16 protein-coding genes are annotated in these 18,867 nt (G+C 71.6%); 10 read left to right on the top strand and 6 right to left on the bottom strand.

Annotation, left to right across the window (positions count from 1 at the left end; all coding sequences use genetic code 11):
• Positions 1-104 precede the first annotated feature (104 nt).
• A complete protein-coding gene (locus tag STSP_RS29930) occupies positions 105-1,202 on the bottom strand; it encodes an SGNH/GDSL hydrolase family protein (RefSeq protein ID WP_078067614.1) in 1,098 nt (365 codons plus the stop codon).
• 188 nt (positions 1,203-1,390) lie between these two features.
• Here STSP_RS29930 and STSP_RS29925 point away from each other — a divergent pair, with 188 nt between their 5' ends.
• Positions 1,391-2,776: a cystathionine beta-synthase gene (locus tag STSP_RS29925; RefSeq protein ID WP_067284137.1), complete on the top strand. Its 1,386-nt coding sequence runs from the start codon at positions 1,391-1,393 to the stop codon at positions 2,774-2,776.
• A 465-nt stretch (positions 2,777-3,241) separates the two neighbouring features.
• Here STSP_RS29925 and STSP_RS29920 read toward each other — a convergent pair whose 3' ends face one another.
• Positions 3,242-3,658: a hypothetical protein gene (locus STSP_RS29920; protein ID WP_067284136.1), complete on the bottom strand. Its 417-nt coding sequence runs from the start codon at positions 3,656-3,658 to the stop codon at positions 3,242-3,244.
• Positions 3,659-3,808: 150 nt separating this feature from the next.
• Here STSP_RS29920 and STSP_RS29915 point away from each other — a divergent pair, with 150 nt between their 5' ends.
• The gene (locus STSP_RS29915; RefSeq protein ID WP_067284135.1) at positions 3,809-5,329 is read left to right on the top strand and encodes an aromatic amino acid ammonia-lyase; all 1,521 of its coding nucleotides are present in this window, start codon (positions 3,809-3,811) and stop codon (positions 5,327-5,329) included.
• A gap of 17 nt (positions 5,330-5,346) precedes the next feature.
• Positions 5,347-6,189, top strand: coding sequence for a MurR/RpiR family transcriptional regulator (locus STSP_RS29910; protein ID WP_067284134.1), 843 nt, complete (start codon positions 5,347-5,349; stop codon positions 6,187-6,189).
• A gap of 15 nt (positions 6,190-6,204) precedes the next feature.
• On the opposite strand, the gene STSP_RS29905 is transcribed toward STSP_RS29910, so the two are convergent.
• Both STSP_RS29905 and STSP_RS29900 read right to left on the bottom strand, forming a co-directional pair.
• On the bottom strand, positions 6,205-7,566 hold the full coding sequence (locus tag STSP_RS29905) for an APC family permease (RefSeq protein ID WP_067284133.1): 1,362 nt from the start codon (positions 7,564-7,566) through the stop codon (positions 6,205-6,207).
• 195 nt (positions 7,567-7,761) lie between these two features.
• The gene (locus STSP_RS29900) at positions 7,762-9,171 is read right to left on the bottom strand and encodes a type III PLP-dependent enzyme domain-containing protein (protein ID WP_067284139.1); all 1,410 of its coding nucleotides are present in this window, start codon (positions 9,169-9,171) and stop codon (positions 7,762-7,764) included.
• 163 nt (positions 9,172-9,334) lie between these two features.
• Between STSP_RS29900 and hutU the strand changes: the two genes are divergently transcribed.
• The 5 genes from hutU to STSP_RS29875 all read left to right on the top strand — a co-directional run bounded on the left by hutU (position 9,335) and on the right by STSP_RS29875 (position 15,568).
• Positions 9,335-10,993 (top strand): urocanate hydratase, encoded by a 1,659-nt coding sequence (hutU, locus tag STSP_RS29895; RefSeq protein WP_067284132.1) that lies wholly within the window; start codon positions 9,335-9,337, stop codon positions 10,991-10,993.
• A gap of 242 nt (positions 10,994-11,235) precedes the next feature.
• Positions 11,236-12,435 (top strand): allantoate amidohydrolase, encoded by a 1,200-nt coding sequence (locus tag STSP_RS29890; protein WP_078067613.1) that lies wholly within the window; start codon positions 11,236-11,238, stop codon positions 12,433-12,435.
• Complete coding sequence (locus STSP_RS29885; protein WP_408646385.1) at positions 12,432-13,808, top strand: formimidoylglutamate deiminase; 1,377 nt, start codon at positions 12,432-12,434, stop codon at positions 13,806-13,808. Before STSP_RS29890 ends, STSP_RS29885 begins: the two co-directional genes overlap by 4 nt.
• A 13-nt stretch (positions 13,809-13,821) precedes the next feature.
• Positions 13,822-15,003, top strand: coding sequence for an imidazolonepropionase (gene hutI, locus STSP_RS29880; RefSeq protein ID WP_067284130.1), 1,182 nt, complete (start codon positions 13,822-13,824; stop codon positions 15,001-15,003).
• 1 nt (position 15,004) lies between these two features.
• The gene (locus STSP_RS29875; RefSeq protein ID WP_067284129.1) at positions 15,005-15,568 is read left to right on the top strand and encodes a hypothetical protein; all 564 of its coding nucleotides are present in this window, start codon (positions 15,005-15,007) and stop codon (positions 15,566-15,568) included.
• Positions 15,569-15,667: 99 nt separating this feature from the next.
• Here STSP_RS29875 and STSP_RS29870 read toward each other — a convergent pair whose 3' ends face one another.
• Positions 15,668-15,874, bottom strand: a complete 207-nt coding sequence (locus STSP_RS29870) for a DUF397 domain-containing protein (RefSeq protein WP_067284128.1) — start codon at positions 15,872-15,874, stop codon at positions 15,668-15,670.
• Between the two features lie 29 nt (positions 15,875-15,903).
• Here STSP_RS29870 and STSP_RS29865 point away from each other — a divergent pair, with 29 nt between their 5' ends.
• On the top strand, positions 15,904-16,359 hold the full coding sequence (locus STSP_RS29865) for an ATP-binding protein (protein WP_078067612.1): 456 nt from the start codon (positions 15,904-15,906) through the stop codon (positions 16,357-16,359).
• 198 nt (positions 16,360-16,557) lie between these two features.
• On the top strand, positions 16,558-18,042 hold the full coding sequence (locus tag STSP_RS29860) for an FG-GAP and VCBS repeat-containing protein (protein WP_232789849.1): 1,485 nt from the start codon (positions 16,558-16,560) through the stop codon (positions 18,040-18,042).
• Positions 18,043-18,103: 61 nt separating this feature from the next.
• On the opposite strand, the gene STSP_RS29855 is transcribed toward STSP_RS29860, so the two are convergent.
• Positions 18,104-18,867, bottom strand: a 764-nt coding sequence (locus STSP_RS29855; protein WP_198547457.1) for an RICIN domain-containing protein, incomplete at its 5' end; no start/stop codon positions are given.

Raw genomic sequence — 18,867 nt, 5'->3', positions numbered from 1 at the left:
TCGGCGCCAGACCGAGGACGTACATCCCGGCGCGGCCCCGACCCACCCACCGGCAGGTGGCGCCCCAGCCCGCGACGGTCCGCAGGCGCCCCGCATGGGCAGCCCTACGTCGCCCGGTTCGAGGCCGGATCCGGGGCGGTAGCCCCGGACGCCTTCTGCTCCGGGGCCGGGGCCGGGGCCTGGGCCCCGGACGTGTCCGGCGCCGGAGCCGGGTCCGTAGCCGGGACACGGCGCCTGCGGCGCCGCTTGAGCAGGGCCCACGGCCCCCGCGGCCCCGAGGGCACCGCGGCCGTGACCTCCGTACCACCCTCCGCCGCCGCCTCCACGGCCGCACGAGCCACCGGCAGGAACCCCTCGCGACGCGACGCGTCCGGCCGCTCCTCATCGGCCGGCCACAACCCCAGCGCGGCGCACACGGTGGGCAGAACGGCCATGGCCGCGGTGGCGTACCCCTCGGCCGACGGGTGGTAGTTGTCCGGGCCGAACAGCTCCCTCGGATTCGCCTCGAACTCGGGCCCTAGCAGATCGCCCAGCGACACCGTACGACCGCCCTGCTCCACCACGCCGATCGTCTGCGCGGCGGCCAGCTGGCGGGAGGCACGGCGGGCCAGCCAGCGCAGCGGCTGCTGCACCTGCTCGACCGTGCCCAGGTCGGGACAGGTCCCGACGACCACCTCGGCGCCCGCGGTACGCAGCCGCCGTACCGCCGCGGAGAGGTAGCGCACGGAGCGCGTGGGCGGCATCCGGTGCGTCACGTCGTTCGCGCCGATCATGATCACGCAGATGTCGGGGACGCGGTCCGCGTCCACGAGCGCACGCGTCACCTGACGGTCCAGATCGTCGGACTGAGCGCCGGGCAGCGCCACGTTCCGCAGGTCGACGGGCCGCTCGGCGACGGCTGCGAGTCCCGAGGCGAGCAGCGCCCCGGGCGTCTGCCGGGCCCGGTGCACGCCCTGCCCGGCCGCCGTCGAGTCACCCAGCATGGTCAGCCGGAGAGGGCCGTCATGGCCGGGGTACTGGAGCCCGTACAGCCCGTCCGCACGCGGCGGCGGCTCATCCGAGCCGCCGTTCCCGACGTGACGTTTCGCCAGCTGCACCTCGGTCAGTAACACCCCGACCGCAGCGACGCCCAGCAATCCGATCCCGCCACCGCCGTACGCCGCTCCCGCGGCGATCCTCCGTGCCACCCTCGCCCTCGACATACGCCGGAGCCACCTCCTCGTAGCCGTACAACCACACCTTGCCCCGTGGAGTGGGCCGCCCAATCTCAACGGCACGTGAACGGAGGCCCCGGCGGCCTTAGGCTGACGGCACCATCCCTATGCGGATCCTTGGACGGATCCCTGCACAGATCCCTGTGCGGCTTCCTCTTGCAGCTCCGGAGACAACGGTGCAATTCCACGACTCGCTGATCAGCCTCGTCGGCAACACCCCGCTGGTGAGGCTCAACAACGTGACCGCGGGCATCCAGGCGACCGTCCTGGCGAAGGTCGAGTACTTCAACCCCGGCGGTTCCGTGAAGGACCGCATCGCCCTGCGCATGATCGAGGCGGCCGAGCAGAGCGGCGAACTGCAGCCGGGCGGCACGATCGTCGAGCCGACCAGCGGAAACACCGGTGTCGGCCTCGCGATCGTGGCGCAGCAGAAGGGCTACAAGTGCATCTTCGTCTGCCCTGACAAGGTGTCGACGGACAAGATCAACGTCCTTCGGGCGTACGGCGCCGAGGTCGTCGTCTGCCCCACGGCTGTCGCCCCCGAGCACCCGGACTCGTACTACAACGTCTCCGACCGGCTCGTACGGGAGACCCCCGGCGCCTGGAAGCCGGACCAGTACTCCAACCCCAACAACCCGCTCTCGCACTATCACTCCACAGGCCCCGAGCTGTGGGAGCAGACCGAGGGGAAGATCACCCATTTCGTGGCGGGCGTCGGCACCGGCGGCACGATCTCCGGTACCGGTCGCTACCTGAAGGACGTCAGCGACGGCCGCGTGCAGGTCATCGGCGCCGACCCCGAGGGCTCCGTCTACTCCGGCGGCTCCGGGCGCCCGTATCTCGTCGAGGGCGTCGGCGAGGACTTCTGGCCGACCGCGTACGACCGCACGATCGCCGACGAGATCATCGCCGTCTCCGACAAGGACTCGTTCCAGATGACCCGCCGCCTCGCCCGCGAGGAGGGGCTGCTGGTCGGCGGCTCCTGCGGCATGGCGGTCGTCGCGGCCCTGCGGGTCGCCGAGCGGCTCGGCCCGGACGACGTCGTGGTCGTCCTGCTGCCGGACAGCGGCCGCGGCTACCTCAGCAAGATCTTCAACGACGAGTGGCTGGCGTCCTACGGATTCCTGGAGGAGACGGGGCCGGCAGCGAGCATCGGGGATGTGCTGAAGCACAAGGAAGGCGATATCCCCAGCCTGGTCCACATGCACCCGGAGGAGACGGTCGGTCAGGCGATCGACGTGCTGCGCGAGTACGGCGTCTCGCAGATGCCGGTCGTGAAGCCGGGAGCCGGGCACCCCGACGTGATGGCGGCGGAGGTCGTCGGTTCCGTCGTCGAACGGGAGCTGCTGGACGCGCTCTTCACCCGTCGTGCCTCCCTCACCGACCCGCTGGAGAAGCACATGTCGCCCCCGCTTCCGCAGGTGGGCTCCGGCGAGCCGGTCGCGGATCTGATGTCCGTCCTGGGTGACGCGGACGCGGCGATCGTGCTGGTGGAGGGCAAGCCGACCGGTGTGGTGACTCGGCAGGACCTTCTGGCGTACCTGGCGAAGTTGGGGCAGTGAGCGCAGTGAGCACAGCGAGCGCGCTCCGTCCATCGAGTGAGCGCGAGCGCTGCTGGTTGACGCTGCGGGCGGCGATCGACCGGACTTCGTGGAAGTGGTACGCACGCGTCACGTCCGCGCAGCACCCGCTTAACACGGGTCCGGCACATTAGTGGTCGTCGGCAGGGAGGGAGCGGCTCCCCTCCCAGGCCGGCAACCGAAACGGCGCCAAGGACCTCCGGAGCGGCTCCCGGACCTCCCTGGACGCCACGGACGCGCCAGCCCGGCCCTGACCCGGCCCGCGTCCCTCGCGGGGACCGCCGTCGTCCCGCCCCCCGGTAACGGGGGTGCGGCGGTCCCCGCGCAACGCTTGCCGCTGTGGCTCAGCGGTGTGTACGGCGCCCCACTCGTTGGGGCGCCGTACGTCGTGGTGTTGTGCCCACCCGTTCCGCCCCTGCGGAACGCCTGCCCACAACGGTGAGGCGCCTACTCCTCCCAGTCCGAAGGCTTCTCGCGGCGGCTGCCGAAGCCGGGGCGGGTGCGGAGGGCCTGGGCCGTGTTGATGGCGACGATTCCCGTCCAGGCCACGAGGAGGCCGGGGAAGTCCGCTGTGCCGGCGGCGATGGCGGAGAGCGGGACGGCGAGGATCAGGGAGATCAGCCCGAAGCCGAAGCGGTCGCCCCATGAGTCGCCGGAGCCCGGTGAGCGCGTACCCCTGGCGGCGACCATCTGCTGCTCGGCGAGGTGGCGTCGTACCCGCCGGTCGACCACGGCGTCGAGGTGCTGGTCGACCTTGTCCAGGAACGACTCGACCAGCGCGGAGTCGTAGTCCTCGCCGAGCTCCCTGCGGGCCCGCAGGGTGGCGTCGAGTTCCTTCTTGAGTTCGGCGTCACCGGTTTCCATGCCACACCACGCTACGGAGCCGCCGCCCCCGTGACAGTGGGGCTAGCCCCCGTCTTCCGAAGGGGGGCGCCTGGTACGCCTTGCCCGGTCTGCATATGGTCATGCAGAGTTCTTGATGGTGAATAGGTTCTCGAGGAGGATGCGCGTGTGATGTCGTCTCGCAGTGGGGGCGCAGTGGCTCGTGAGCCATCCGGCAGCGTGGTCCTCGACGGGCAGGAACTGAGGGTCGCCGACGTCGTGCGGCTCGCCGACGGCGCCGCCCGCCCCGTACCGGGATCCGAGGCGATGAAGCGCGTCAAGGAGTCCTGGGACGTAGCGCGCGAGATCGCCGCGACCGGTCGTGTCTACGGCCGCTCCACCGGGGTCGGCGCCAACCGCAGCGAGGACGTGCCGACCGAGGCCGCCGCCGAACACGGACTGCGCCTGCTGCGCAGCCACGCCGGCGCCATCGGCGCGGAACTGCCCGCCCGCCAGGTCCGTGCGATGCTCGCGGTGCGCGCCAACCAGCTGCTCGCCGGTGGCGCGGGCCTGCGCCCCGGTGTCGTCACCGCGCTGTGCGACGCCCTGGAGACGGGCGCGCACCCCGTCGTCAACGAGTTCGGCTCGGTCGGCACCGGCGACATCGCCGCCCTGGCGCAGGTGGGCCTTGCACTCGCCGGCGAACACCCCTGGCGGGGGCAGGGCCCCGAGCCGCAGCCGCTCGACAACAACGACGCGCTCGCCCTGATCAGCAGCAACGCCCTCACCCTCGGCCAGTCCGCGCTCGCCCTGCACGAACTGCGCGGCCTCATCGACGCCACCCAGGTCGTCGCCGCGCTGTCGCTGCTCGCGGTCGACGGCTCGCACGAGGCGTACGCGGAGCCCGTGCACGCGGCCCGCCGCCACCGCGGCTCGTACGAGGTCGCCCGGCGCATGCGCGAGCTGATCGGCGCCGCCGACCGGCCCACGCCGCCCCTCGGCCGCATCCAGGACCCGTACGGCTTCCGCTGTCTGCCGCAGATCCACGGTCCCGCGCACGACGCCGCGGACACCCTCGAAGAGATACTGACCGTCGAGATCAACGCGGCCGCCGAGAACCCGCTGATCTCCCCCGAGGACATGGCGGCCTACCACCACGGCGGCTTCTACATGGCCCAGCTCGCCCTGGCCCTTGACCACTTCAGGCTCGCGGTCGCCTCGGTCGCCAGACTCTCGACCTCGCGCCTGTCGACCCTCAACGAACCCGCGTACACGCGCCTGCGCCCCTTCCTGGCCGACCACGAGCCCGCCTCGTCCGGGGTGATGATCCTCGAGTACGCCGCCGGGGCCGCGCTCGGCGATCTGCGCGCGTTCTCCGCGCCGGCCTCACTCGGCCACGCTGTACTCTCCCGGGGCGTCGAGGAGCAGGCCAGCTTCGCGTCGCTCGCGGCCCGGCAGACGCTGCGGGCCTGCGGGGCGTTCCGGCTCGTCGTCGGCTGCGAACTCGTCGCCGCCGTCCGCGCGCTGCGCCAGCGCGACCTGCGGCCCGAGCCGGAGCTGCCGGTGGGGCGGGCGCTGGAGCTCGCCGAATCGGTGCTCGACCCCGAACTCGCCGACCGGCCGCTCACCGACGACGTGACGGCCGCGGCCGCACTGCTCGACCAGCTCACGGACCTGGTGTCCGACGTGGTGAAGGGGTCCGATCGGACGTGACGAGGGGAAACACGGACATGAGCGTGAGCGACAGCCCGGCCGCCCGGCTGCAGGCGCTGTTCGAGGGGCATCGGCTGACACCCACTCAGCGCCGCATCGCGCACAGCATGGTGCGCCGGGCCGCCGACGTGCCGTTCCTGTCCAGCGTGGAGCTGGCCGAACTCGCCGGCGTCAGCCAGCCGTCGGTGACCCGCTTCGCGGTCGCGCTCGGCTTCGACGGCTATCCGGCACTGCGCAGGCATCTGCGCGAGGTGGCGCCGGCGGAGGCCCCGGAGGGCGCGACCTCGTCCAACGAGTACCAGAAGGCGGTGGAGGCGGAGATCGAGAACCTCCGCCATCTCGCGGAGCTGCTCGCCGATCCACGCCCTGTGGCCCGCGCCGGCCGCCTGCTCGCGGCGTCCCGCCCTCTGCCGGTCCTCGGCCTGCGCGCGGCCGCGTCCCAGGCGTACGGCTTCGCGTACTTCGCCGCGAAGGTGCACCCGGACGTACGGCTGCTGAACGAGGGCGGCACGATGCTCACCGACCGTATCGACGCCGCGGTCCACGCCGGGGCGACGGCGCTGCTGTGCTTCGCGCTGCCGCGCCATCCGCGGGAGGTCGTGGACGCGCTGGGATACGCACAGGAGGCGGGTCTTACGGTCGTGACGGTCGCCGACAGCGCGTTCGCCCCGGTGGCGAAGGTGTCGGACCTGCTGCTGCCCGCCGCCGTCGGCACGGGCCTCGCCTTCGACACGGCCTGCGCCCCGATGCTGCTCGGCCGGGTCCTGCTCGAGGCCATGTGCGACGACCTCCCGGACGCCCAGGCACGCCTGGAGGACTTCGACACGAGGGCTGCGGCGCGGGGGTTGTTCGTCGAGTAGCCAGGCCCTCACCCCTCAGTCCTCGCCCCGCGCCCGCAGCACCAGCTTGTTCACCACCCACAGGCCGATTCCGATGGCGAGCAGGACGCCGGCGCGGATGTAGACGTCGGCGGCGCGGTCCGCGAGGGGGCTGGCCAGGATGATGGCGGTGAGGGCGCCCAGGACGGGGAGCACGGTGGGCGTACGGAAGTGCTTGTGCTCGACGTGGTCGCGGCGCAGCACAAGGACCGCGACGTTGACCACCGCGAACACGCACAGCAGCAGGAACGCCGTCGTGTCGCCCAGACCCTCGATCTCGCCCGTCGACACCAGGCCGATCGCCAGGAGCGCGACGAAGACGATGCCCACCACCGGTGTGCGGCGCCGGGGCAGGACACGGCCCATGCCGCGCGGCAGGATCCGTTCGTTCGCCATGCCGTAGCACAGCCGCGAGGCCATCATGATGTTGATCAGCGCTGAGTTGCTGACGGCGAACAGCGCGATGAGCGCGAAGAGCTTGTGCGGGAAGTCGACTCCGCCTGCCTTCACGACCTCGAGCAGCGGCCCGCTCGATCCCTCCAGGACCCGGTAGTCGACCAGGAGCGAGGAGATCAGGGCCACCAGGACGTAGATCGTGCCCGTCACGGCCACACCGGTGAAGATCGCCCGGGGGAAGTTGCGGCTCGGGTCCTTCGTCTCCTCGGCCATGTTCACCGAGTCCTCGAAGCCGACGAACGCGAAGAACCCGAGCGCGGTGGCCCCCAGCACGCTGGTGAGCAGGGCGTATCCGGTGCCCTCCGCCTGGAACTCGCCGAGCCGGGAGGGCTCCCCGCCGCCCGTCAGGATCGCGTACGCACCGATGCCGAGGATGATCAGCAGGCCGGACAGCTCGACGAGCGTGAGGACCACGTTCGTCTTGACCGACTCCGAGACGCCCCGCAGGTTCAGCGCGGCAAGGACGACGATGAAGGTGATCGCGATGAGTGTGGGCGGCAGGGCGTTGTTCGTCAGCTCGGCCATGTAGTCGCCGCTGAAGGCGCGGGCCGCCGCGCTCGCGGACGACAGGCCCGAGCACATCACCATGAACGCGACGATGAACGTGAAGAACGGCAGCTGGAACGCCTTCTGCGTGTAGAGGGCGGCGCCCGCGGCCTTCGGGTACTTGCCGACCAGCTCCACGTACGAGGCCGCCGTCAGGATCGCCACGACGAAGCCGATGACGAACGGCAGCCACAGCGCTCCGCCGACCTTGCCGGCGACCTTGCCCGTGGTGGCGTAGATGCCGGTGCCGAGGATGTCGCCGATCACGAACAGGATCAGCAGTTTGGGGCCGATGGCCCGCTTGAGCGACGGCTCCTCGGCCGGCTGTGTGGCGGCAGCGGTTTCTGCGGTGGACACGAGAACCTCCCCCGATCGGTGATCCGTGGATCGATGACCCGTCGACCCGCGACTCGCGACCCGTCGAGCCTTCGAGCGTCGATGGCCGATCCGTCGAGCGTCGATGGTCGATCCGTCGGAGAACTGTCTGCCCCGTCCGGGGAACGGAATGCGCCCACGCGCGCGTGGCATACCCGCAAGGGTGTGCGAGATGACTCAGATGCCGTCGGTGAGCGCCGCCGCGTGGGCCCCGCCCGACTCGGCGACGATCTCGTCGAGCGTCTGCGGGCTGCGGACCACGGCGAAGCGGACTTCGCGGCCCGGCGACGCCGCGTCGGCGTCCCGGCCCGCTCCTGCGCCCGCGGTGAACCCGTAGATCCCCGGCCGGGCGAGCGAGTTGTACGCGTAGTGGTGCGCGAAGTAGTACGCCCCGGTGTCCAGCGCGGCCACGTGGTCGCCCTGTTCGAGCCGCGGCAGCGAGCGGTTCGTGGCGAGCAGGTCGCCCGCGAAGCAGGCCGGGCCCGCGATGTCCTGTATGACGTCGGGCCCGGTCTTGGGGCGGCCCTTCGCGTCGTACGCGGCGATCCGCAGCGGCCACAGCTCCGGCGCGTAGACCGTGCGGGTCGCCACCTGTACGCCGGCGTGCGTGACCGCGATCGGGCGGCCTCCCGACGACTTCGCGTACTCGACGCGCGCCAGCACCGTGCCGTGCTTGGCGAGCAGCGACCGCCCGAACTCGGTCACCAGCCCGTAGCGCCCGTCGAGCAGCCCGGGAACCTCCCGCTTAAGCAGTTGCGCATACGTTCCGTACGCCGGGGTCGGATCGTCCGTCGTGAAGTCGACCGGCAGACCGCCGCCGATGTCGATGGTGTCGATCTGCCGCCGCCCGGCCTTCGCGTTGATCTCCTCGGCCAGCTCGTACGTCGTCGCGACACCGCGCGCCATCAGCTCCAGCGGCAGGCCCTGGGAGCCGGAGTGCGCGTGCAGCCGGGTCAGCCACGGGCGGTCCAGGTAAGCGCGCACCACCCAGGCGCGGGCGCCCTCGTCCAGCAGCGCGACGCCGAACTTGGAGGTGGCCGTGGCCGTGGACAGGGCCTCGATCGAACCGCGGCCGACGCCCGGGTTCACCCGCAGGCCGAGCGGTGAGGCGGTCGGGGCCGAGGCGACCAGGGCGTCGATACGGGACAGCTCCTGCGGGTTGTCGGCGTTCACGGCGATACCGAGGGCGAGGGCCTCGCGCAGTTCGGCCGGGGTCTTGGCGGGGGAGTCCAGCACGGTCCGGTCCGGCGGTATCCCGGCCGCGCGGGCCAGCGCCAGCTCGCCGGGGCTCGCGACCTCCGCACCGATGCCGCAGGTGTGCAGCAGCCGCAGTACGGGCACCAGCGGGGTCGCCTTCACGGCGAAGGCGTGCAGTACGGGCGTACCGGGTGGGGTGACCTGGTCGAACGCCGTGCGCAGCGCGGCCGCGGTGGCGCGGATGCCGGCCACGTCCAGGAGTCCGATGATGGGGGTTCGGGGGCCGACGATCCCCTGTTCGACGGCCGCGCGCACGGCCTCGTCGCGTCGAGCGCCCGCGTCGTGCCGTCCGTTCCCGTGTCCTTCGCCGATGCCGCCGATGCCGTCCATGTCACCCATGCCGCCCGTGCCGCCCATGTGTTCCAGACAACCATCCGTCGCGCGCCCGCGCTGCCGTACCGACGGAAGGCGCTGTATTGACTAGTTCTATTCAGGAAGTCAGGATGTGAATATCCGACGCAACATCCGCCGCCGTGCCGCAAGGAGGCAGACCATGTCAGGACCCCGCCCCGTACGAGCGCCGCGTGGGACCGAGCTGAGCGCCCTGGGGTGGCAGCAGGAAGCCGCGCTGCGGATGCTGCAGAACAACCTCGACCCCGAGGTCGCCGAGCACCCCGACAAGCTCGTGGTCTACGGCGGCACGGGCAAGGCGGCCCGCGACTGGCGCTCCTTCGACGCGATGGTCCGCACCCTGCGCACCCTGAAGCAGGACGAGACGATGCTCGTGCAGTCCGGCCGCCCGGTCGGGGTGATGCAGACGCACGAGTGGGCGCCGCGGGTGCTGATCGCCAACTCCAACCTCGTCGGCGACTGGGCGAACTGGGAGGAGTTCCGCAGGCTGGAGGCCCTGGGCCTGACGATGTACGGCCAGATGACCGCTGGGTCGTGGATCTACATCGGTACGCAGGGCATCCTGCAGGGCACGTACGAGACGTTCGCGGCGGTGGCCGCGAAGAAGTTCGGTGGCACGCTCGCCGGAACGATCACGCTGACGGCCGGTCTCGGCGGCATGGGCGGCGCCCAGCCGCTCGCCGTGACGATGAACGACGGCGTCGCGATCTGCATCGACTGCGACCCGCGTGCCATCGAGCGCCGTATCGAACACCGCTACCTGGACGTCAGGGCGGACTCGCTCGACCACGCGCTCCAGCTCGCGGTCGAGGCACGCGACGCCCGCCGCCCGCTCTCCATCGGCGTCCTCGGCAACGCCGCCGAGCTCGTCCCGCAGCTCCTCGCCATGAACGCTCCCATCGACATCGTCACCGACCAGACGTCGGCCCACGACCCGCTGTCGTACCTCCCGCTGGGCGTCGCCTTCGAGGACATGGCGTCGTACGCGGCGGAGAAGCCGGCCGACTTCACGCAGCGCGCCCGGGAGTCGATGGCCCGCCACGTCGAAGCCATGGTCGGCTTCATGGACGCGGGCGCGGAGGTCTTCGACTACGGCAACTCGATCCGAGGCGAGGCCCAGCTCGCGGGATACGACCGGGCGTTCGCGTTCCCCGGCTTCGTACCCGCGTACATCCGCCCGCTGTTCTGCGAGGGCAAGGGCCCGTTCCGCTGGGCGGCGCTGTCGGGCGAAGCCTCGGACATCGCCAAGACCGACAAGGCGATCCTGGACCTGTTCCCCGAGAACGAGTCCCTGGCCCGCTGGATCAAGATGGCGGGCGAGCGCGTCCACTTCCAGGGCCTCCCGGCCCGTATCTGCTGGCTCGGCTACGGCGAGCGGGACCGCGCGGGCGAGCGCTTCAACGACATGGTGGCGAGCGGCGAACTGGCGGCCCCGATCGTGATCGGCCGCGACCACCTCGACTGCGGCTCGGTCGCGTCCCCGTACCGCGAGACCGAGGCCATGCTCGACGGCTCCGACGCCATCGCCGACTGGCCCCTCCTCAACGCGATGGTGAACGTGGCGTCGGGCGCGTCGTGGGTGTCGATCCACCACGGCGGCGGCGTCGGCATGGGCCGCTCGATCCACGCGGGCCAGGTGACGGTGGCCGACGGCACGGCACTGGCGGCCGAGAAGATCCGCCGCGTCCTGACGAACGACCCCGGGATGGGCGTCATCCGCCACGTGGACGCGGGCTACGAGCGTGCGGAGGAGATCGCGGGGGAGCGGGGCGTGCGGGTTCCGATGCGGGAGGGCGAGTGAGCGTGCCGCGTGAGGGGGATTCCCCAAACCCGCCCCTTCCCGAAATCCGGGGCTCCGCCCCAGACCCCGTTTCGGGGGCGCTGCCCCCGTACCCCCGCTCCTCAAACGCCGGAGGGGCTGATACTTCAGCCCGTCCGGCGTTTGAGGACGAGCCCGAAGGGCGATCGCGGGGGGCCAGGGGGCGGAGCCCTCTGGTCTCGGGAAGGGGTGGGCTTGGGGAAAATCCCCCGTCGTTCCACCAGATGTGGCAGGACCTGAAACCGATCGGGCGAAGCCCAGAATCCGGCGGCTACCGCCGCTTCGCCTGGACCCCGGCAGACGCCGACTGCAGGTCGTGGTTCCAAGCGCAGGCCGAAACCCGCGGCCTCACCTACGAACAGGACCGCAACGGCAACCAGTGGGCCTGGCTGGGCGACCCCACCCAAGGGGACGCCGTAGTCACCGGCTCCCACCTGGACTCCGTCCCCGACGGCGGCCCCTTCGACGGCCCTCTGGGCGTGGTCTCCGCCTTCGCGGCCCTGGACGAACTCCGCAGGAGGGGAGCGGAGTTCACCAAACCCCTGGCGATCGTCAACTTCGGCGACGAGGAGGGCGCCCGCTTCGGCCTGGCCTGCGTGGGCTCCCGCCTCACCGCAGGCCAACTGACCCCGCAGCAGGCACACAAACTCCGCGACGCCGACGGCATCACCCTCGCCCAGGCCATGGAGAGGGCGGGCTACGACCCGGAGGCGATCGGCCCGGACCCGGACCGCCTGGCCCGTATCGGCGCCTTCGTAGAACTGCACATCGAGCAGGGCCGAGCCCTCGACCTGACGAACAACAGCGTCGGCATCGCCAGCGCCATCTGGCCACACGGCCGCTGGCGCTACGACTTCCGAGGCGAGGCCAACCACGCGGGCACGACCCGCCTCGTCGACCGCCGCGACCCGATGCTGTCGTACGCGGATACGGTCCTGGCGGCCCGCCGCGAGGCGGAACTCGCGGGCGCCGTGGCGACGTTCGGCAAGATCGCCGTCGAGCCGAACGGCGTCAACGCCATTCCGTCCCTCGTCCGCGGCTGGCTCGACTCCCGCGCGCCCGACCAGGCGACGCTCGACGCGGTCGTCGAGGGCATCGAGAAGGCGGCCCGCGCGTACGCGGACCGGCACGGCATCGAACTGGACGTCGTACGGGAGTCGTTCACGCCGGTCGTCGAGTTCGAGCACGCCCTGCGCGACGAAATGGCCCGCATCCTCACCCGCGAAGGCGACAAGATCCCCGTACTCGGCACGGGCGCGGGACACGACGCCGGAATCCTCTCCGGCTCGATCCCCACCGCGATGCTGTTCGTACGCAACCCCACCGGCGTCTCGCACTCCCCGGCCGAGTACGCGGCCGAGGACGACTGCCTGGCCGGGGTGACCGCACTCGCCGACGTACTGGAAGGGCTGGCATGCAGGTGAGCCCGCAGACCCAGCAGAGCCCGCAGACCCAGCGGAACCCGCAGACGTACTGGCTGGAACAGGCCTGGCTCGACACGAACGTCGAGCCGGGCGTGGCCGTCGACGTGACGGACGGCCGCATCACCGCAGTGCGCACCGGCGCCGACACCCCACCCCCCGGCGCCGAGATCCTGCGCGGCCTGACGATCCCGGGCCTCGCCAACGCCCACTCGCACGCGTTCCACCGGGCGCTGCGCGGCACCGTGCAGGTCGGCTCCGGCACGTTCTGGACGTGGCGAGAGGTCATGTACTCGGTCGCGGATCGCCTGACGCCTGAGACGTACCACGCGCTGGCGCGGGCGGTGTACGCGGAGATGGCGCTGGCGGGCGTCACGGTGGTCGGCGAGTTCCACTATCTGCACCACGCGCCGGGCGGCACCCCGTACGCCGACCCGAACGCGATGGGAGAGGCGCTGATCGAGGCGGCGTCGGAGGCGGGGATCCGCATCACGCTCCTCGACACGGCGTACGTGTCATCCGGCTTCGGCGAGCCGCCGAACCAGCACCAGCTGCGCTTCTCCGACGGCACGGCGCAGGCGTGGGCGCAGCGGGCGTCCCAGCTCAAGGAGCGGGACCACGCGCGGATCGGCGCGGCGATCCACTCGGTACGAGCGGTCCCGGCCGACCAGCTCGCCACGGTCGCAGAATGGGCGGAGGCCCGCCGGGCGCCCCTCCACGTCCACCTCTCCGAGCAGACCGCCGAGAACAACGCCTGCCTGGAGGCGCACGGCCGCACGCCGACGCAACTCCTCGCGGACCAGGGCGTGCTGGGCCCGCGTACGACGGGCGTACACAACACGCACCTCACACCCGAGGACATCCGCCTGATCGGCTCGACGTCCACGGGCACCTGCATGTGCCCGACCACGGAACGCGACCTGGCGGACGGCATCGGCCCGGCAGCAGAGCTCCAGAAGGCGGGCTCCCCGCTCTCCCTCGGCTCCGACAGCCACGCCGTGATCGACCTCCTGGAGGAGGCACGCGCGATGGAACTGAACGAACGGCTCCGCACCCGCACCCGCGGCCACTGGACGGCGGCGGCCCTGCTGCGCGCGGCCACGGCGGACGGGTACGCGGCGCTGGGCTGGGGTGACGACGCGGGCGCACTGGAGCCGGGGGCGGTCGCCGACTTCACCACCGTCGCCCTGGACTCGGTCCGCACGGCCGGCACCCTGCCCCGTCTGGGAGCCGAGACGGCGGTCTTCGCGGCAACGTCGGCGGACATCCGCCACACGGTGGTGGCGGGCCGCCATGTCGTACGGGACGGGGTGCACACCCTGATCCCGGACGTACCGTCGGCGCTGGCCGAAGCGATCGAAGCCGTGCGCGGCTGAGCGAGAGGATGCCATGACCACAGCGGCAGACACCCTGCTGATCACCAACATCGGCAGCCTCGTGACCAACGACCCGACCGTGGGCGAGGGCCCTCTCGGTCTCGTACGGGACGCGGCCGTGGTGATCGAGGGCGAACGCATCGCCTGGGCCGGCCCGGCGACCGCCGCCCCCGCCGCCGACACGGCGTACGACGCGGACGGCCGCGCCGTCATCCCCGGCTTCGTGGACTCGCACTCGCACCTGGTGTTCGCGGGTGACCGTACGGAGGAGTTCAACGCCCGTATGTCGGGCCGTCCTTACTCGGCGGGAGGCATCCGCACAACGGTGGCCGCGACGCGCGCCGCGACGGACGCCGAACTGGAGGCCAACCTCACGCGCTACCTGCGTGAGGCCCTCCGCCAGGGCACGACGACGTTCGAGACGAAGTCGGGATACGGCCTGACCGTGGAGGACGAGGCCCGAGCCCTGCGCATCGCGTCGGCGCACACGGACGAGGTGACGTACCTGGGCGCACACATCGTCCCGCCCGACTACGCGGACGACCCGGCCGCGTACGTCGCGCTGGTGACGGGCGACATGCTGGACGCCTGCGCACCGCACGCCCGCTGGATCGACGTGTTCTGCGAGAAGGGCGCCTTCGACGGCGACCAGGCCCGCACCATCCTCACGGCGGGCAAGGCGAAGGGCCTGCACCCGCGCATCCACGCGAACCAGCTGTCGTACGGCCCCGGCGTCCAGCTGGCGGTCGAACTGGACGCGGCCAGCGCAGACCACTGCACGCACCTCACAGACGAGGACGTGGACGCCCTGGCGAACTCGTCGACCGTGGCCACGCTGCTCCCCGGCGCGGAGTTCTCCACCCGGGCGGAGTGGCCGAACGCCCGCCGCCTCCTCGACGCAGGCGCCACGGTCGCCCTCTCGACGGACTGCAACCCGGGCTCCTCCTTCACGTCCTCGGTCCCCTTCTGCATCGCGCTGGCGGTACGGGACATGGGAATGACCCCGGACGAGGCGCTCTGGTCGGCGACGGCGGGCGGGGCGGCAGCCCTGCGCCGCACCGACATCGGCCGCATCACGCGCGGCGCGTACGCTGACCTGGCCCTGCTGGACGCACCGAGCCATGTGCACCTGGCGTACCGGCCGGGGGTGCCGCTGGTTTCGGCGGTGTGGAGGCGGGGGTTGCGGGAGGTCTGAGATGGGCGGCTGGTTCCTCTTCCACTACTACGAGCATGAATGCGGTCCCTTCAGGAATCTCTCGGATCTGACGCAGGAAGAGGCCGAGGCAGTCCAGCGAAGGCTGAGGGAGCGGGGCGACGTCTTCGCGAGCCGCCGTTCCGGCGATTACCTCACCATCCGAAGGCAGCTCGAAGAGAAGGCGCGTGAGCTCTTCATCCGCAAGGGCGGCAAGCCGACCAGAGCCCGTCCGCACTACATGACGCTCGGCGCGTGTGAATGGATCAGGCAGTGGTACCGCGATGGGCGCGAACTCCGGCTCTCGATCGACGAGTTCGATCTACGGACGATCAGTTTCACGTATGGCGATCTTTTCCCGACGATGCGGTACGACGATGGAAGACCGTACCGGGGCGAGGTCTACACCTGGGATGAGATGTCGCAGGTGATCGACAGGTACGGTCTGCCGCAGGACTGGAACCCAGACGGCAGCCGAGGCCCTGAGCGGTACATCGAGGCACAGATCTGGGACGACGCACCGCTGGCCAGGGCCTCAGCCGGTGCTCGAGTCGCGCACCTGCAGTGACCAGCCTGCGCGCTTGCGGCAAGCACTGATCAGTGAGGGCCAGCAGTGCAGCTGCGGCACCTTCCTGGCTCTGGGGCGCGGAAGGCGCGGTCGCAGCCGTCACAGTTCTGGAGTGGATCTGGGGTTCGGGTTCTGGGCCAGGTGGTTGCCGACGACGGTGAACAGGAGCGACGACCAGGCGGCGGGTGAGACGGTGAAGCTGCCGCGGGTGGTGTCCTTGGAGTCGCGGACGTGGATGGCGGAGGACTTGACCCAGGCAACCTCTATGCACTCGCCACCGGCGGAGCCGCTGTCGTCGCTGGTCAACGTATGAGCGGGGCGCCAGCCTCAAACCCATGACGACCCAGATTCCCCCGTCCGAGCACAGCGACACCCAACCCCGCCCCACCTGCGGGGAGTTCACTATGTGCTTCACGTCCACAGCGCGCGGCGCCCGCCTCGCGCGCCGGCTCGCCTCGCAGCGGTTGGACGCCTGGGGATGGCCGTACGGGTCTGGCGTGAACGACGCAGTGACGCTGATCGTCGCCGAGCTTGCCGCTAACGCAGTGCGGCACGGGCGGGTGCCCGGGCGTGACTTCCGGCTCCGGCTGACGGCCACGCCGGGCGTCGTACGGATTGAAGTCACGGACGCCAGAGGTGGCCAGCCGCCCGTCGCCGAACCGGTCGTGCCCGATCCGCTCTCGGACGGCGGGCGCGGGCTGTGGCTCGTCGCGCGGACGGCCGAGAGCTGGGGTGTCGAGCCGCGCACCGGAGCCCCCGGCAAGACGGCATGGGCCGAGGTGGCGGTGTAGGTGCGGCTTTCAGGCCGGCGCCGTCTGCTTCCCATGCCGGCCCACTGCCACAACCGTAGAGGGCGGCTGATGCCCTGGGTGTCCGTGATGTCCGTACGTTCACTCTCGCGTCCAATGCTCATGTATAAGCGTCGTGCGATTGACCCCCACGCTTCTCCTCTGTCCCCCAAGACTGGAGCAATCTTGCGCGTACGCACCATGGCTATAGCCGCGGCCGTAGCCACCGCGACATCCGCGGGCCTGTCCCTGACCCTCGCCCCCACGGCGAGTGCGGTCACCACCACGGCCGACGACTTCAACGGCGACGGTGTCGCCGACCTGATCGTGGCCACCCCCGGAGCCGTCGTCGACGGGAGCACCGACGCAGGCTCGGTCACCGTCCTCTATGGTTCTGCCGACGGCGTGTCCCCCGCCCGTTCGGCGACCCTCACCCAGAACTCCTCCGGGGTCCCGAGCACCGCCGAATACGGCGACCGCTTCGGCAGCACCTACGCCACCGGCGACCTCGACGCCGACGGCTACACCGACCTCGTCGTCGGTGCCCCCGGCGAGCGGATGGACTACAGCAGCGGTTCCTACGGCAGCCTCACCGTCCTGTGGGGCGGCGCGAACGGCCTGGTGAACGGCGGCATCGAGATCGACAGCCCGCTCGCGAGCAGCCAGTGGGAAGTCGAGAAGGACTTCGCCAAGAAGGTCGCCGTCGGCGACTTCGACGGTGACGGCACGGTGCAACTGGCCGCGCTCAGCCGCAACAAGCTGTGGGTGTACGACGACCTCGCGGGCCGCACGGCGCCGACCAGCGTGAAGTACTCCGAGTACTTCAACGCCTACATCGCGCCCAACACCCTGACCGCGGGCGACTTCACCGGAGCCGGGCGTGCCCAGCTGGTCGTCACGGGCTCCAAGAGCTGCGACGGCACCACGGACTGCCAGCACACCGGCGTCTACACCTGGGGCGCCGAACGGCTCGACTGGGTGTCCCTTGCGGACCCGGGCGCCGGCGCTTCCGGCGAGAACGAGGCCCCCACCGTCGCGGCCGCCGCCGGGGACATCGACCACGACGGCTACACCGACCTGGTCACCGGCCACATCCCCTCATCGGCGGCCACGTCGGGCGAGTACTCGGACGCTGCCGGCTTCGTCCACATCCGCTACGGCAGCGCAGACGGCCTCGGCGCCCACCGCACCGCCACACTGGACCAGGACACCTCCGGCGTCCCGGGCGCAAACGAGCCCGGCGACAACTTCGGCGCATCCCTCGCGGTGGGCGACGTCACGGGCGACGGCTACGCGGATGTCGCGGTCGGCGTGCCGGGCGAGACGGTCAGCGGTGTGACGCAGACCGGCGCGGCGGTCCTGCTCAAGGGCACGGCCACCGGCCTGGCCGGCACCGGGGCCCAGGCGTTCCACCAGGCCACCATTGGTGTGCCCGGCGCTGCGGAGGCCGACGACTGGTTCGGCTCCGCCGTACGCGTCGCCGACGTCGACGGCAACGGCGCAGCGGACGTCGCGATCGCGGCGAAGGGCGAGGACGTCTTCTCCGGCTCGACACGCGACGGCGGCGACTGGGTGCTGCGCGGCTCGGCGACCGGACTGACGACCACCGGCGCGACCTCGTTCAGCGAGAAGTCCTTCGGCTTCACCTACCGCAACGCCGAGTTCGGCTCGGTCCTGGACAGCTGATCCTCGTCGCACCGCCGTACGCCCGGAACGCGGCCTGACGGGCCGGGAAAGACCCGCCCCGTCAGGCCGGTGCGGCCCCCGCCGTCCAGTGCTGGTCGGCGCGGCCCTCGGACGGGAGTTGGGCGAGCAGTGAGCCCGGGGTGCCGGAGTCGTACGGGGTGACCGCTCGGTCCGGGGCGATGGCCGGGTGGATCGTGCCGCGCGTGTCGACGGTGAAGGTCAGGTTGACGCCGTGGGGGCCATCGACGGAGGAGCAGGTCCAGATGCCGATGGTCTTGTCGACGTCGCCGCGGCTGTCCAGGCAGTACGCGGGGGCGGCGTACGACTGGATGACGCCGCGGTCGGCGTCCACGCGCCAGCGCTGGGTGGGGGATGAGGTGCAGGGCGCGATGACGACGTCCGTGCCGTTCTGGGGGTAGGCGTAGGGGCGGATGTCGAGGCACAGACCCGAGGCCGCGTTGACGAACTGGGTGAAGCGGGCGCCCGGTGGCGGGGGCGCGGGGGACTTCGTCGGGGTCGGTGACGGGGGCGGCGGGGGAGTGGGCCGCTGCGGCGGGTTCGCCGACCTGGTCGGACTCGCGGATGCGCTGGGCGGCGGGGATGCCGTGGCGGAGACGGTCGCGGTCGCCGTCACCGTGACGGGCGGCTGCCGCGGGGGCAGCATGGCGCCGCTCCCGTCGGCCGGTTCCGAGTCGCTCGACAGCGCCAGCACGAGCAGCGGAGCCAGGGCCACACCCATGGCGGCCGAGGCGAGTACGAGGCGCCGCGAGGGCCACCAGTCGGCCGCCTCGCCCCAGCCCCAGCCCCAGTCCCCGCCCCGGCCCC

It is taken from the genome of Streptomyces jeddahensis (genome assembly GCF_001642995.1).
Classification (GTDB): Bacteria; Actinomycetota; Actinomycetes; order Streptomycetales; family Streptomycetaceae; genus Streptomyces; species Streptomyces jeddahensis.
The sequence above is the reverse complement of the archived record's forward strand: the minus strand, read 5'-3'. Positions and strand labels throughout refer to the sequence as shown.

Excerpts from the sequence above, each read along its gene's own strand:
- STSP_RS29930 (WP_078067614.1), bottom strand. The coding sequence starts at position 1,202 with ATGTCGAGGGCGAGGGTGGCACGGAGGATCGCCGCGGGAGCGGCGTAC.
- STSP_RS29920 (WP_067284136.1), bottom strand. The coding sequence starts at position 3,658 with ATGGAAACCGGTGACGCCGAACTCAAGAAGGAACTCGACGCCACCCTG.
- STSP_RS29915 (WP_067284135.1), top strand. The coding sequence starts at position 3,809 with ATGTCGTCTCGCAGTGGGGGCGCAGTGGCTCGTGAGCCATCCGGCAGC.
- STSP_RS29910 (WP_067284134.1), top strand. The coding sequence starts at position 5,347 with ATGAGCGTGAGCGACAGCCCGGCCGCCCGGCTGCAGGCGCTGTTCGAG.
- STSP_RS29900 (WP_067284139.1), bottom strand. The coding sequence starts at position 9,171 with ATGGACGGCATCGGCGGCATCGGCGAAGGACACGGGAACGGACGGCAC.
- hutU (WP_067284132.1), top strand. The coding sequence starts at position 9,335 with ATGTCAGGACCCCGCCCCGTACGAGCGCCGCGTGGGACCGAGCTGAGC.
- STSP_RS29890 (WP_078067613.1), top strand. The coding sequence starts at position 11,236 with ATGTGGCAGGACCTGAAACCGATCGGGCGAAGCCCAGAATCCGGCGGC.
- hutI (WP_067284130.1), top strand. The coding sequence starts at position 13,822 with ATGACCACAGCGGCAGACACCCTGCTGATCACCAACATCGGCAGCCTC.
- STSP_RS29875 (WP_067284129.1), top strand. The coding sequence starts at position 15,005 with ATGGGCGGCTGGTTCCTCTTCCACTACTACGAGCATGAATGCGGTCCC.
- STSP_RS29865 (WP_078067612.1), top strand. The coding sequence starts at position 15,904 with ATGACGACCCAGATTCCCCCGTCCGAGCACAGCGACACCCAACCCCGC.
- STSP_RS29860 (WP_232789849.1), top strand. The coding sequence starts at position 16,558 with ATGGCTATAGCCGCGGCCGTAGCCACCGCGACATCCGCGGGCCTGTCC.